The sequence below is a fragment of the Streptomyces sp. NPDC093984 genome (assembly GCF_044764595.1).
In the GTDB taxonomy this organism is placed as follows: domain Bacteria; phylum Actinomycetota; class Actinomycetes; order Streptomycetales; family Streptomycetaceae; genus Streptomyces; species Streptomyces cynarae.
Map to the genome: position 1 here is coordinate 1,299,192 of NZ_JBIWIM010000001.1, position 13,990 is coordinate 1,313,181.

Sequence of the window (13,990 nt, forward strand, 5' to 3'; positions counted from 1 at the left end):
CGGGGTTCGCCCCGTCTCGCCTTCAGAAGAAGCTGAGAAACTGCTGTGCCAGGCTGGCGCGCCGATCCCATGGCCACCCCCCTGGAGGAGCGCCCCGATGACCGTCGTCAACGGCTTGCCCGCGCACGTGCTGTTCGTCCACTTCGTCGTCGTCCTCGTCCCGCTGAGCGCACTGGCGCTCGTCGTCAGCGCTCTGTGGCCGAGGGCCGCGCGGCGGCTGGGGCTGATCCTGCCCGTGCTCGCCTTCGTCACGCTGGTGACCGTTCCTCTGACCTCCCACGCGGGTGAGTGGCTGGAGCGGCACGTCGACAGCGACCCTCTGGTGCGCAAGCACGCCGAGCTCGGGGACGGTCTGCTGCCGTGGGCCCTGGGCCTGTTCCTGCTGGCGACGGCCGTGTGGTGGACGGCCCGGACGCCGGCGCCGCAGGGCGCCGCGGCCGGGCCTCGCGGCGGCGCGGTCGTCCGGGTGGCGGCGGCCGCGCTGTCCCTGGTCGTGGCCGTGGGTGCGGTGGTCGACGTGTACCGCATAGGCGACTCCGGCGCGAAGGCGGCCTGGCACGACGCCTTCTCGAAGACCGCCACCGGTCGCGGGGACTGAGGTCAGTCGCTCACAGGCTCCGGACGAACGTCCACACGGCGTCGTGGAACGCCGGGTCGCGGGCCAGGAGGACGACGGCGGCGAGGAGGATGACGACGGCTGCGGGGACGACGAACGCCGCCCGCCCGCCGAGGCCCTCCCGGCCCGCCCGCCGTGTCCGCTCACCCGGTCGGTCCCGGTACCGCCGCGCAGCCCGCTGCCCTGTTTCGAACATCACCATCGGTCACCCCCGTGGGACGGTCGCCCCCTCTCCGGCCGACACGCAGGGGGACGTCGGAGCGGTTCCCTCCTCCTGCGCCGCAGGGAGGCCCCCGTCAGGAGGAGCCCGTGAAGTGTTCCCGTACGAGTGACTGCACCACCGTCAGATCCTGGGCGGCCAGCGCGTCGAGCAGGGCCGTGTGTTCGGCGGCGTCGGCGAGCAGGTCGGCGCGGCCACGGAAGGAGGGGGCTTCGACCAGGGGCCACTGGGCGCGGCGGTGCAGGTCGTCGGCGATCCGCAGGAGTTGCTCGTTGCCGGCGAGGGCGAGGACCGCGCGGTGGAAGGCGCGGTCCGACTCGGCGTAGGTCGCCCGGCACCCTGAGGACGCGGCGCGAACGGTGGCCTCGGCCAGCGGGCGCAGCTCCGCCCAGCGCTCGGCGGGAACGGTGTGGGCGAGCCGCAGCATCACCGGGACCTCGATCAGGGCCCGGATCTCGGCGAGTTCGGCCAGTTCCCGGGCGCCGCGCACGACGACACGGAAGCCTCGGTTGGGCACGACCTCGACCGCGCCCTCCAGGGCCAGCTGCTGCATGGCCTCGCGCACCGGTGTGGCGGACACCCCGAACCGTTCGGCGAGCGCGGGCGCCGAGTAGACCTCACCGGGAGTCAGCTCGCCCCTGACCAGCGCCGTGCGCAGGGCGTCGAGTATCTGCCCGCGGACGGAGGCCCGCTGGACGACGGGACGCCCGTCCTCCACGGGGCACCCGGCGGCCACGTCCTCCCGTACGCGCGGACGCGGGATCGGCGGCTCGCTGTGGGTGTGCTCACCGCGCGCGGCGCCCGCGGCGGCGCCCCGCTCGCGGACCTCGTCCCCCGGCCGCAGCTGGTGCGGCACCCGTGCGGCCTGCGTACGGGGTGCCGCGGCCCTCGCCTCGGTAGAGCCCTCCGCACCGCGGGAACGGGCCTGCTCCACGGGCTCCTCCTCCGGTCCTTGCGGCGTCCTGCCCTCTGCGATTCGTTTCACGACGGTTGTTTACCGCTCGTAAAGCACCTTAGGCACCTTACGCTCCGGTTCCCCCACAGACCACCTCAAGTAAGGTGAGCCTTACCTCTCAGCAGTGCGAAACGGTGGTTCCCGCATGCCCTTGCCCGCCTCTCCCCCCTCCGCGGTCGAGGACGCTTACGCCCGACTCGGCGAGGTGTTCCCGGGGCTGACGGTCACCGAACTCGGCCGGGGCGGGACGGTCCCCGAGGGCGGCGGCTGGATCACCGCCGCCGGGCTCGCCGAGGGTGGTGCCGCGCTGGACGAGTTCCTGGCGTGGGACGAGGCACAGCTGCTCCGCGACCACGGACGGCAGGCCCGACCGGACGTCGTGGCGAGCTTCGGACTGCACCGGTACGCATGGCCCGCCTGTCTGCTGTTCACCGTCCCGTGGTTCCTGCGGCGCCGGGTGCCGCGCCTGCCCGTGGAGCACGTCGCGTTCCACCGTGAGCTCGGACGCATGGCGGTGCGCCCCGGCACGTTCGCCTGCCTGCCGGGGGATCCGGCGGCCCGGGTGCCCGGCGCGCGGGTCGTGGCGGACGAGGAGGCGCTGCGGGCCGAGGTGCGGGCCGCCGTGGCCGAGCATGTGGGGCCGGTCCTCGCCGGGTTCGGGCCGCGCACACGGCGGCGCGGGCGAGCCCTGTGGGGCATGGTGACGGACGAGGTCGTCGAGGGCCTGTGGTACGTCGCCGGGCTGCTCGGGGAGGAACGGCGCGCCCGGCGCGAGCTGGCACTGCTGCTGCCGGGCTCGACGCGGCCGTACGCCGGCGCCGCCGCCTTCCGCGAACTGACCGGCCCCGACGGGACATCACCCCCCACCCGCGACCGGGCGAGCTGCTGCCTGTTCTACACGCTGAGCCCCGAGGACACCTGCGTCACCTGCCCGCGCACCTGCGACGCCGAACGCGTCGCCAAGCTGACGCGCGCTACGGCCAGTTGAGCGAGTGCGTTTTCAGGGACCCGGCGACCAACCACGGTCCCGGTACCGTAAGATCCAGCCACGGATAAGGCCCCGCGCGACCCACACGCGTTTCACACGTTCCTCACCAGTCGCAGGAACTTTCCGTGGAACCACCCGTACGGGTAGTCTTGTTCGAACTCAACTCCCGCCCCTCAAGCGGCAGTTCGAGCAGAACGCCGTCCAGGGCATTCCCTTGCACATCCTTGGCGGCCTCTTGCCCCGAAACCCCCTGAGGGGCGGCGGGATTGGGCCACTATGGCGGGCGTTACGCCCTATCCCAATGCAAGGGACCCCAGATGAGATTGACCGACATATCGCTGAACTGGCTGCTTCCGGGCGCCGTACTGCTCCTGGGCATGCTGGTGGCGGTGGCGGTGCTCGCGCGTGGCAAGCGCTCCTCCGGGGAGAACGCGAGCGCGGACGACTCGTGGGAGCGCGCCGAGGAGCGCCGCAGGCGCAAGGAGACCATCTACGCCACGGCCTCCTACGTGCTCCTGTTCTGCTGTGCGGCCGTCGCCGCGGCACTCTCCTTCCACGGCCTGGTCGGCTTCGGCCAGCAGAACCTCGGCCTGACCGACGGCTGGGAGTACCTGGTCCCGTTCGGCCTGGACGGTGCGGCCATGTTCTGCTCCGTGCTCGCCGTCCGTGAGGCCAGCCACGGCGACGCGGCGCTCGGCTCCCGGATCCTGGTGTGGACGTTCGCGGCGGCGTCCGCCTGGTTCAACTGGGTGCACGCGCCCAGGGGCATCGATCACGCGGGCGCCCCGCAGTTCTTCGCCGGCATGTCGCTGTCCGCCGCGGTGCTGTTCGACCGCGCGCTGAAGCAGACCCGCCGCGCCGCACTGCGCGAGCAGGGCCTCGTGCCGCGTCCGCTGCCGCAGATTCGTATCGTCCGCTGGCTGCGTGCCCCCCGTGAGACGTACAGGGCCTGGTCGCTGATGCTCCTCGAGGGCGTGCGCAGCCTGGACGAGGCCGTCGAGGAGGTCCGCGAGGACCGGCGCCAGAAGGAGCTGAACAAGACCCGGCGCCGCGAGCAGCAGCGGGCCGAGCGCGCGCAGTTGAAGGCGCTCAGCCGCGGCCACCGCGCGCTGACCGGCGGCAACGGCGGACGTCAGGTCGAGGTGCAGACCGTCGAGCGGGCCCCCGCACCGGTCTCCTCGGAGCCTGCCATACCCGCGGGGGAACTGCCCTCGCGTACCCGCCCCTCGCTCCAGCCCGTCCGGAACTCCGCCGCTGACCCGATCACGGTCGACCTCACCGCCGAGGACGACACCATGGCCCTGCCGCGGCTCGACTCCCTGGAGCGCAAACTCAAGGACCTTGAACAGCAGTTCGGCTGAGACCGGACACCATCCCGGGAAGGGGGCGCGGCACGATGCCGCGCCCCCTTCCCGTTGTCGACGGCTCCGTCGGCCCGCCCCCGCGGCGCTGCCTCAGGCGGCGTCCGCACCGAGGTCGAACCACACCGCTTTTCCCACGCCGTGCGCCCGCACGCCCCACGCGTCCGCCAGCGACTGCACGAGGATCAGTCCTCTGCCGTGCGTACCGTCGTCGTCGCTCGGCGCGTGCAGCCTCGGCCTGCGTCCCGCGAAGTCCCTTACCTCCACGTGGAGTCCGCGCGATGAGACGGTCGCGGTGAGGACCGCGTCGCGGTCGGTGTGGATGAGCGCGTTGGTCACCAGCTCACTCGTGAGCAGTTCGGCCACCTCGGAGCGTCCCGGCCTTCCCCAGTGCCGCAGCAACTCCCTGAGCGCCCTGCGCGCTTCGGGCACCGCCCTTAGATCCGCCCGCCCCAGCCGGCGCCTGAGCTGGGGGGCCGCCGACCGGTCCGTCGGCGTGTCGGTCGCTTCCTCCGTCGTCTTCGCCGAGAAGGCCCCGATCACCACGGGACCGCCCCCTCGTGCTCGCCTCTTCATGACCCCCGCCCCGTAGGTGGATGCCGGTTCCCCTCTGCTCGAACACCTCCACGGAGATGCATGCCCCACCGGCGGACCGGCAGTCATGGTGACGGCGTTTCTCCTCGACTTCCGGACACGGGGACGTTCCTTGGTGACGCCGTATCAGCCGTCATTACGCCAAACGGATTGTTATTCATATTGTCGGTATGTCGGATATGACACGGATCGGGATGGTCTGTACGTTCAATCTCGCATCGGCTTTCAGCCGACGTCTCTCAGACAGGAGAAGTGACATGGCAACGCGTTCCACCGTTGTAACCGCCGCGATCGCGGCTGCCGCGGCCCTGGCGGCCACCGGCATCACCTACGCCAACGCGGCTTCCGAGCCGGCCCAGGCGGCTCCCGTCGCCCCGGTCGCCGCGGCCCCCGCCCCCGCTGCCGCCCCCGCCCTCCCGCAGGGCGGCAACGGCGACAACAGCAAGGGCAACGAGGGCCGTGAGGACCACGGGGACCACGGGGACCACGACGACGACTACGATCGCGGTTACCACCACGAGCACTACGGCAAGGTCCGCATCAACGAGCGTGAGTACCCGGCCATCCCGGACGGCTGCGTCACGATCGTCAGCGGCCTCGGCTCCAAGAGCCTCAACATCCGCAACGACAGCAAGAAGACCGTCGAGGTCTTCTCCGGGGCCACCTGCGACAACGGCGCTCCCATCGCCATCGTCGGTCCCTGGAGCCAGAGCGACGGGGTGCACCCCCGTCACGTCAAGGGCGGCGTGAAGGTCAAGCACGGCGTCGTGGGCAGCTTCCGCGTCATCCGTGACCACCACGGGGACTACGACCACGACAACGGACACGACCACGACAACGGGAACGACCACGGGGGCAAGTGATCGAGCCGTCCGTCGCTGACACGACAAGGAGAACCCCGGCCCGCCGGAATCGGGCCGGGGTTCCGGTCATGGAGCCTCGCACAGCGAGGCTTGCGGCGTCACGGCCGTGGCACGTTGCGCAGGTTGGAGCGGGCCATCTGCACCATGCGGCCGACACCGCCCTCCAGCACGATCTTCGAGGCGGACAGGGCGAAGCCCGTCACCATCTCCGCGCTGATCTTCGGCGGGATGGACAGGGCGTGCGGATCGGTGACCACATCCACCAGCGCCGGACCCTTGTGCCTGAAGGCGTCCTTCAGGGCGCCCGCGAGCTGCTTGGGCTTCTCCACCCGTATGCCGTACGCGCCGCACGCGCGCGCCACGGCGGCGAAGTCCGGGTTCTTGGTGGCGGTGCCGTACGAGGGCAGTCCGGAGACCATCATCTCCAACTCCACCATGCTGAGCGAGGAGTTGTTGAACACGACCACCTTCACCGGCAGGTCGTACTGCACCAGGGTGAGGAAGTCGCCCATCAGCATGGAGAACCCGCCGTCACCGGACATCGACACCACCTGCCGGCGCCGGTCGGTGAACTGGGCCCCGATCGCCATCGGCAGAGCGTTGGCCATCGAGCCGTGGGAGAACGAACCGATGATGCGGCGGCGGCCGTTGGGCGAGATGTAACGGGCGCCCCACACGTTGCACATCCCCGTGTCGATCGTGAACACCGCGTCGTCATCGGCCACTTCGTCCAGGACGGAGGCCACGTACTCCGGGTGGATCGGAACGTGCTTGTCGACCTTGCGCGTGTACGCCTTGACGACGCCTTCCAGCGCGTCGGCGTGCTTCTTGAGCATCTTGTCGAGGAAGCGCCGGTTCTCCTTGGTCCGCACGCGCGGGATGAGACAGCGCAGGGTCTCCTTGACATCGCCCCACACCGCGAGATCCAGCTTGGAGCGGCGGCCCAGGTTCTCCGGCCGGACGTCGACCTGGGCGATCTTCACGTCCTTCGGCAGGAAGGCGTTGTACGGGAAGTCGGTACCCAGCAGGATCAGCAGATCGCACTCGTGGGTGGCCTCGTAGGCGGCGCCGTAGCCGAGCAGGCCGCTCATGCCGACGTCGTACGGGTTGTCGTACTGGATCCACTCCTTGCCGCGCAGGGCGTGCCCCACCGGGGACTTGATCTTCCCCGCGAACTCCATCACCTCGGCGTGCGCACCCCGGGTGCCGCTGCCGCAGAAGAGGGTGACCTTCTCCGCCTCGTCGATCATCGCCACGAGCCGGTCGATCTCGGCGTCACCCGGGCGGACGCTGGGCCGGGAGGTGACGAGGGCGGTCTCGGCGGACCGGTCGGGGGCGGGCTGGGCGGCGATGTCGCCGGGGAGCGAGACGACGCTCACGCCGCTGCGGCCGATCGCGTGCTGGATGGCCGTCTGCAGCAGGCGGGGCATCTGCTGGGGGTTGGATATCAGCTCGCTGTAGTGGGAGCACTCGCGGAACAGCTGGTCGGGATGGGTCTCCTGGAAGTACCCGAGGCCGATCTCGCTGGAGGGTATGTGCGAGGCGAGGGCGAGCACCGGGGCCATCGAGCGGTGGGCGTCGTACAGGCCGTTGATGAGGTGGAGGTTGCCGGGCCCGCAGGAGCCGGCGCAGGCGGTCAGCCCGCCGGATATCTGGGCCTCGGCGCCCGCCGCGAAGGCGGCGGTCTCCTCGTGCCGTACGTGCACCCAGTCGATCGCGGAGTTGCGGCGCACGGCGTCCACGATCGGGTTGAGGCTGTCGCCGACCACCCCGTACAGGCGCTTGACCCCCGCCCGCACGAGGATGTCGACGAACTGGTCGGCGACGTTCTGCTTGGCCATGAATCCACGCACCCCTTCGCTGTCCCTGGATCCATGTATCCACACGGACCGCGATCACGCCTCCCAGACGGCGGCCGCCGTACGGTCATCGGCGTAGCCCTTCACCCTCACCAGCGTGTCGGCGAGGAAGGCCGTCAGACCCGGCACCTCGCCCGTGGACCAGCGGGCCGTCAGGTGTTCGGCGAGTTCGGGTTCGTCCCGCAGGGGGTCGGCGAGACCGCTGGAGCACAGCAGGAGCGTGTCCCCCGGCTGGGCGACGGAGGCACGGAACAGAAAGGGTGAACGGGGCGGCTCGAGGGCCGGTTCGTACGGGCTCGGGGGCGTGGTGATGCCGAGGTCCATGGTGAGCCGGTCGCCCTCGGGGGTCTCGGAGGGCAGGGAACCGAAGCCGACCACCGGCTCGCCGGCGGTGTCGGCGGCGCGCGGCTCGATGTCCTGCCACTCGCCGTCCCGCAGCCGGAACAGTCCGCCGGCGCCGACACCGAAGAAGACGCGGATACGGCAGGCGGGGTCGGCGGGCAGCAGCAGACAGCGCAGGTCGGCGGTGTACTCCTCCGGGTCGGCGCCCTGGGCGGCGGCGCCGGCGCGGAGCTTGCCGAGGCTTCGGTCGGTGAGCCGTTGCAGGCCGGACTTCAGCTCGCCGCGCCGGGCGGACCGGATGTCCTCGCCGAGGCGGAGGTGACTGCGCCCGACGGCACGGCCGATCCAGTGACACGCCTCGGCGGCGGCGCGGTGGGCGCCGGGCGTGCCGCGTCGGCCGGTGGCCATGGCGACGAGCACGAGGGCCTGGTCCCCCGTACCGAAGCGGGCGGTGAGCAGGCAGTCGCGTCGCGGCTCGCCCCGGAAGCGCGCCGAGTCCCCGCGCGCGGAGACCGCCCGCAGGGTGCAGGACCCGAACCGGGCCCCGTCCAGCGCGGTGTCGGGGACGAGGTCGGCGAGATGGTCGGGGTCGGCCGGCGGGAGGGCGGTGGGCTCCGGATCGTAGGTGGGCGGGCCGGAGCCGATGTAGTCCACCGAGGGCGGGGTGCGCGGGAGGGGCGGCGGAGACGGGGCGTCCGACGGGGCATCAGGGGGCGGCTGCTCAGGCGCGGTCTCGCCGGACGCGGGCTGCGGGGGGACGGCGGGTGGCTTCAGGGTGTCAGCCGGTGACTGCGGGGGGACGGCCGGTGGCTTCGGCAGGTCGGCCGGTGGCTTCAGGGTGTCAGCCGGGGGCTTCGGGGTGGACGGGAAGGTCACCGGGTCCGGTGGGAGGGCGGACGGGGGCTCCCAGGGTGCGCGGGGCTCGGGCCGGGCACCGGGGCGGGGGGCGTCCTTCTCCTGGAGGCCGCTTGCCCGCGCCGCATCCTGCCCCACCGTCCCCGCGGCGGAGGCGAAGCGGTCGTCGAGGCTGTCGGACGCGGGAGCCGGTCCCGTGTCCCCGGTGGAGTCGTCGTACAACTGCCCCCACCAGTCGTCCTGGTGGCCGGTGGACCTGTCCCCCTGCTGGCTCATGCCCCCAATTGTCCACCGCCGGGGGCGGTTGAAAACGGGGCATCAGGAAAATCCGGCCGGACGACCGTCCCGTGCTCGGCGTGTCGTGCCGACGCCTCGAACGGTGATACGAACCGGCCGGGAACGAAGGGCGCCGCCGGACGGTCCCCCCAGGGGAACCGCCCGGCGGCACCACGGTGACGGGCCGGCACGCCTCCGGAGCCCCGTCACCATCTCGACACATCGGATCTCTCCCTCGCTATTGACCGCCTGAGACCACATCCCTACGTTTTCACGCGGGACAGATCCGATGACTGCCGAGCCGCCGGGAGGCAACCGTGCCCAGTCCGTCCAGACGTACCGTCCTGGCCACCGGATCCGCCCTCGGCGGCGCGCTGTTCGCCGGGGGCCTGCCCTCGCAGGCGACGGCAGCCGACCGCCCGGGCGGCACGGGCGGCACCACCGACCCCTGGCGTGCGGTCCTGGAAGACGCCGACCTCGTCTGGCAGCGGATGCCGGCGACCTGGTACGAGGGCCCTTTCCTGGGCAACGGCTTCCTCGGCTCGGGCATCTACGCCGAGCCCGGCAGCGAGACACGGGCCGTCCGCTTCAACGTCCAGCACTCCGAGGTGCAGGACCACCGCCCCGAGTTCGGCTCGCTGTTCGGCCTTGCGCGGCTGCCGATCGGGTACTTCACGCTGGAGCCGGTGGGCACGATCACCGCGGTGGACTGGCGGCTCGGGCTGCACGACGCCGAACTGACCGGCACCCTCACCACCGACCGGGGCACGCTCACCCTGCGGGCCCTGGTGCACACCTCCCGCTCGCTGCTCGCCGTGGAGGTCACGCCGAGCGCGGGCGAACGCGGCTTCCGCTGGGTCTTCCACCCGGCGGACGCGATCAGTCCGCGCGCCGCCTTCAAGCCCCTGCCGGACGGTTACCAGGGCAACCCGCCCGCGGAGGCCGGCGAACACGACGGTGTCCACACCTGCGTACAGCCGCTGCTGTCGGGCGGTCAGCATGTGACGGCCTGGCGGGAGACGGAACGGGGCGGGCGGCGCACGCTGTACGCGTACGTCGCGCACTCCTACCCGAGGACCACGGCTCTGAGCGCGGCGCTGCGGGCGGTCCGCGACGGGTCCCTGCTGCCGTACGACGCCCTCGCGGTGACCCATCGCGCTTGGTGGCACGCCTACTACCGCAAGAGTTTCCTGTCCCTGCCCGACGCGCGCGTCCAGCGCTTCTACTGGATCCAGCTCTACAAGGTCGCCTCGGCGGCCCGGCGCGACGCGCCCGTGATGGCGACGAGCGGCCCCTGGCTGGAGCCCACGCCCTGGCCCAACACCTGGTGGAACCTGAACGTCCAGCTGGAGTACTGGCTGATCCACGGCTCCAACCACCTGGAACTCGACGCCGTGACGCGGGCCCTCGGCGAGTTCCGCGACAACCTGGCCAAGGAGGTGGCGGCCCCGTACCGCTCGGACTCGCTCGGCATCCCGCGCACCACGGACCCGCACCTGGTGAACGGCGCGGCAGGCACCCTCACCGGCTACGGCGTCGGCATCCCAGGCCAGGACCCGCCGACGCCCGAGGTCGGCAACCTCACCTGGGCCCTGCACAACGTGTGGCTGAGCTACCGCCACACCATGGACGAGTCCGTCCTGCGGGACGTCCTCTATCCCCTGCTGCGCAAGGCGATCAACTACTACCTGCACTTCCTTCAGCCGGGCCCGGACGGCAAGCTGCACCTGCCGGCCACCTTCTCGCCGGAGTACGGCGGCGACAGCCGCGACTGCAACTACGACCTCATGCTGCTCACCTGGGGCTGCCGTACGCTGCTCGAGTCGGCCGAACTCCTCGGCATCGACGACGAGTCGGCGCCGCGCTGGCAGGAGGTGCTCGCCCGGCGGGTGCCGTATCCCACCGACGAGAACGGCTTCATGATCGGTGCGGACATCCCGTTCGCGAAGTCGCACCGCCACTACTCGCACCTGCTGGCGATCTACCCGCTGTACGAGCTGACCGGCCGCACGACCGAGGAACGCGCCCTCATCGAGAAGTCGCTGGCGCACTGGGTCGGCTTCGAGGGCGCCCTCCAGGGCTACACCTTCACGGGGGCCGCCTCGATGTCCGCGCTGCTCGGCAAGGGCGAGGACGCGCTGAAGTACCTCGGCGAGCTCATGGCCCGCTTCATCCAGGCCAACACCATGTACAAGGAGTCGGGTCCGGTCATCGAGACGCCCCTGTCGGCGGCCCAGTCCCTGCACGACATGGTGTGCCAGTCCTGGGGCGGGGTCGTCCGCGTATTCCCCGCGCTGCCGGCCGCCTGGGCGGATCTCACGGTGCACGACTTCCGTACACAGGGCGCCTTCCTGCTGTCCGCCGTGCGCGGGGGCGGAGTGACGCGCTGGGTGCGCCTGGTCAGCGAGGCGGGCGCGCCCTGCGTCGTACGGCACGGTCTGCCGGGCGCGATCGAGGTGCGGGACGGCCGGGGGCGTCCCCTGCGGTACGAGACGGTGGACGACGGCACGATCCGTATCCCGCTGCGCAAGGGCGAGTCGGCGCTGATCACCGCGAAGGGCGACCGCCCGGACCTGACGATCGCACCCGTCACACCGAACGGAACGGCTCCCCGCTGGGGCCTGCCGGCCTGACGGCCGGTCACCTGCGTGGACGCCGCCCCTCCCCCCAGGGCGTCAAGGCTCTGGGGGGGAGGGACGATCGCCGCGGCTAGGACGACCAGCGCCCCCGCTTGGCCTCCATCGCCGCCCTGCCCTGTGCTCCCTTCCTCTTCCAGTCCCGCCGCAGCTCCGACCGTACGCGTGCGTCCGTCTTCGCCACGATCCACTGGTTCTCCCGCAGCAGCTTCCGGTAGCTCTCCAGGCGCCGCTCCGGCAGTTCCCCGGCCTCGACCGCCGCGAGCACCGCGCAGCCCGGCTCCGCCGCGTGCGCGCAGTCGTGGAAGCGGCACCGCTCGGCCAGTTCCTCGATCTCGGAGAAGACCTGCCCGACCCCGCTCTCGGCGTCCCAGAGACCGACCCCGCGCAGCCCCGGCGTGTCGATCAGCACTCCCCCGCCCGGAAGCGCGAGCAGGTTGCGCGTGGTCGTCGTATGGCGGCCCTTCTCGTCCACCTCGCGCGTGGCCTGGACGTGCATGACGTCCTCGCCGAGGAGTGCGTTGGCCAGGGTGGACTTGCCCGCGCCGGACTGCCCGAGCAGCACGGACGTACCGCCGGACAGGATCGCGGTCAGCACGTCGAGCCCTTCGCCCTCCCGAGCGCTGACCGGCAGCACCGGCACGCCGGGCGCGGTGGTCTCCACGTCCTGGACGAAGTACGAGAGCGTCGTCGCGTCCGGCACCACGTCGGCCTTGGTGAGCACCACGACCGGCTGCGCCCCGGACTCCCAGGAGTCCGCCGACTCATGCAGCAGCGCCTCGCCGCTCGAGCTGGACATGGCGAGCGCCAGGAACCGTTCGATCCGCCCGAGGTCGAGTTCGACCGCGAGCGACACACAGATGACGACGTGATCGATGTTGGTGGCCAGCACCTGGCCCTCGGAACGCTTGGAGGACGTGGAGCGCACAAAGGCGGTGCGGCGCGGCAGCAGCGTCCGCACGTACCGCGGATCGCTGCCTTCCGGGTCGACGGCGACCCAGTCCCCCGTGCACACGACCTTCATGGGATCGCGGGGGACGACGAACTCGGTGTCGGCACGGACGATGCCGACCGGGGTGATCACGTCACACAGGCCACGGTCGACCCGCGCGACACGCCCGGGCAGGAGGCCCTGCTCGGCATACGGAGCGAACTTCGCTTCCCATCGCCCGTCCCAGCCGTACGGGGTCAGAGGGTGCGACGAAGCCGAAGAAGCCGAAAGAGAAGACAGATTCAAGGGGAACCCTTCACAGGGCGGCCCCGGCCGCGCGCACTCACAGGCGCGAAGAAGCAGGAAAGATCAGCCGGAGACCACGGAGGTGGAGTGGATGAACTTCTGGTTGCGGGCAGCGCCCATCACAGAGACAGCCATCGGTCACACCTCCCGTTTCTCACTCGGCCGACAGCAGCGGCCAACGGCCACCGCTTGAAGCGGACTTCACCCTAGAGGCGCCCGCATTCGGGGCGCCACCGATTTTTCGGCAGGGTCACAGGCCGTGCTGTTCCAAGGCCCCGCCGTTCAGGTTGGATGTCCGGGTTGTGATCATGTGAGTCCGTACAGCGCGAGGACGCGGTGCCGGTCGGCGTGGGCGCGTCGGGCGGCGGTGATGTTGGCGCAGACGGCGAGCTTGAGGGCGGAACGGATCAGGTCGCGCAGGACAGCCAGGACGGCGGGGGTGTGGTGGCGGCGAACCTGGCCGGCGTCCTCGCCGAAGGTGACATCGCGTGCTTGTTTCCCGCCCTCCCGCCCGCCGATCACCGCGAACCAGGACAACCCATCTGAATGCCGGGCCCTGGCTCCCGCCTCTCCTGCTCGGCGGGCGTCAGCTCGCCCCCTTATGCACACAGTCGTACCCTGAAAAAGACCCGTGGTTTTCTGTTCTGGCGGCCACCGTCCAGGAGACCAGGATTGCGCCAAGGGGACGGGGCAGGGGATCGAGGCGGGACTGGCCGCGAAGTCCGGTGTGATCTTTCCGCACCTGGATGAACGGCAGCGGCGGTTGCCGATGGGGACGGAAAATCCATCGGCAGCCCCTTGCCGCTGCGGTCGAGGGAGGCGTTGCGCCCAAGCAATATGTCGATCTAGTCGGCCGGATCAGACCGTTGAGTAGGGCCAGCCAAAACCGCCACGGTCAAGGTGGGCGATCACTTAGCTGTGTTCCGGCCCCAGCTCCCAGAGCAGTCCAGGCAAGTGCGTAAATCTCGTTCATGCGGTTCAGCGCGCCTGCATCGACCACTCTCATTTCCTTCAGGGGACCCAGCTGATGGGGAACTCTCACGACGTCTTGACCGCAGATCCGGCTGACAATCCGGCCACTCTCGCCACATGCGAGCAACGCTTCGCGGTCCTCCTGGCCGACATCGTCGGCACCCAGCACGTCTCAGTCGACAGTCACTTCTTCAACGACCTCGGCGCCGACTCGAT

General features: G+C 71.1%; 11 protein-coding genes and 1 pseudogene. 5 read left to right on the plus strand and 7 right to left on the minus strand.

Annotated elements, in window-relative coordinates:
• Window positions 1–97: 97 nt before the first annotated feature.
• The gene (locus tag ACIRC0_RS05855; RefSeq protein WP_403611715.1) at window positions 98–598 is read left to right on the plus strand and encodes a DUF2231 domain-containing protein; all 501 of its coding nucleotides are present in this window, start codon (window positions 98–100) and stop codon (window positions 596–598) included.
• A gap of 10 nt (window positions 599–608) precedes the next feature.
• Here the strand turns inward: ACIRC0_RS05855 and ACIRC0_RS05860 are convergent, their stop codons facing one another.
• Both ACIRC0_RS05860 and ACIRC0_RS05865 read right to left on the minus strand, forming a co-directional pair.
• On the minus strand, window positions 609–818 hold the full coding sequence (locus tag ACIRC0_RS05860) for a hypothetical protein (protein WP_403611718.1): 210 nt from the start codon (window positions 816–818) through the stop codon (window positions 609–611).
• A 94-nt stretch (window positions 819–912) separates the two neighbouring features.
• A complete protein-coding gene (locus ACIRC0_RS05865; RefSeq protein ID WP_403612737.1) occupies window positions 913–1,812 on the minus strand; it encodes a GntR family transcriptional regulator in 900 nt (299 codons plus the stop codon).
• Between the two features lie 124 nt (window positions 1,813–1,936).
• Between ACIRC0_RS05865 and ACIRC0_RS05870 the strand changes: the two genes are divergently transcribed.
• A complete protein-coding gene (locus tag ACIRC0_RS05870) occupies window positions 1,937–2,779 on the plus strand; it encodes a (2Fe-2S)-binding protein (protein ID WP_403611721.1) in 843 nt (280 codons plus the stop codon).
• 317 nt (window positions 2,780–3,096) lie between these two features.
• The gene (locus tag ACIRC0_RS05875) at window positions 3,097–4,140 is read left to right on the plus strand and encodes a DUF2637 domain-containing protein (protein ID WP_403611724.1); all 1,044 of its coding nucleotides are present in this window, start codon (window positions 3,097–3,099) and stop codon (window positions 4,138–4,140) included.
• A 93-nt stretch (window positions 4,141–4,233) separates the two neighbouring features.
• On the opposite strand, the gene ACIRC0_RS05880 is transcribed toward ACIRC0_RS05875, so the two are convergent.
• Window positions 4,234–4,686, minus strand: coding sequence for an ATP-binding protein (locus ACIRC0_RS05880; RefSeq protein WP_403611727.1), 453 nt, complete (start codon window positions 4,684–4,686; stop codon window positions 4,234–4,236).
• Between the two features lie 305 nt (window positions 4,687–4,991).
• On the opposite strand from ACIRC0_RS05880, the gene ACIRC0_RS05885 reads away from it, so the two are divergent.
• On the plus strand, window positions 4,992–5,597 hold the full coding sequence (locus ACIRC0_RS05885) for a hypothetical protein (RefSeq protein ID WP_403611729.1): 606 nt from the start codon (window positions 4,992–4,994) through the stop codon (window positions 5,595–5,597).
• A gap of 98 nt (window positions 5,598–5,695) precedes the next feature.
• Here ACIRC0_RS05885 and ACIRC0_RS05890 read toward each other — a convergent pair whose 3' ends face one another.
• Together ACIRC0_RS05890 and ACIRC0_RS05895 are read right to left on the minus strand one after the other, a co-directional pair.
• Window positions 5,696–7,438, minus strand: a complete 1,743-nt coding sequence (locus ACIRC0_RS05890; RefSeq protein ID WP_403611732.1) for a pyruvate dehydrogenase — start codon at window positions 7,436–7,438, stop codon at window positions 5,696–5,698.
• 54 nt (window positions 7,439–7,492) lie between these two features.
• Entirely contained in the window at window positions 7,493–8,929 is a 1,437-nt protein-coding gene (locus ACIRC0_RS05895; RefSeq protein ID WP_403611735.1) for a protein phosphatase 2C domain-containing protein, read from the minus strand.
• 317 nt (window positions 8,930–9,246) lie between these two features.
• Here ACIRC0_RS05895 and ACIRC0_RS05900 point away from each other — a divergent pair, with 317 nt between their 5' ends.
• Window positions 9,247–11,562: a glycosyl hydrolase family 95 catalytic domain-containing protein gene (locus tag ACIRC0_RS05900; protein ID WP_403611738.1), complete on the plus strand. Its 2,316-nt coding sequence runs from the start codon at window positions 9,247–9,249 to the stop codon at window positions 11,560–11,562.
• Window positions 11,563–11,638: 76 nt separating this feature from the next.
• Here ACIRC0_RS05900 and rsgA read toward each other — a convergent pair whose 3' ends face one another.
• A complete protein-coding gene (gene rsgA, locus ACIRC0_RS05905) occupies window positions 11,639–12,802 on the minus strand; it encodes a ribosome small subunit-dependent GTPase A (RefSeq protein ID WP_403611741.1) in 1,164 nt (387 codons plus the stop codon).
• A gap of 306 nt (window positions 12,803–13,108) precedes the next feature.
• Window positions 13,109–13,291: pseudogene (locus ACIRC0_RS05910) on the minus strand (ISAs1 family transposase); the annotation flags it as partial.
• Window positions 13,292–13,990 lie beyond the last annotated feature (699 nt).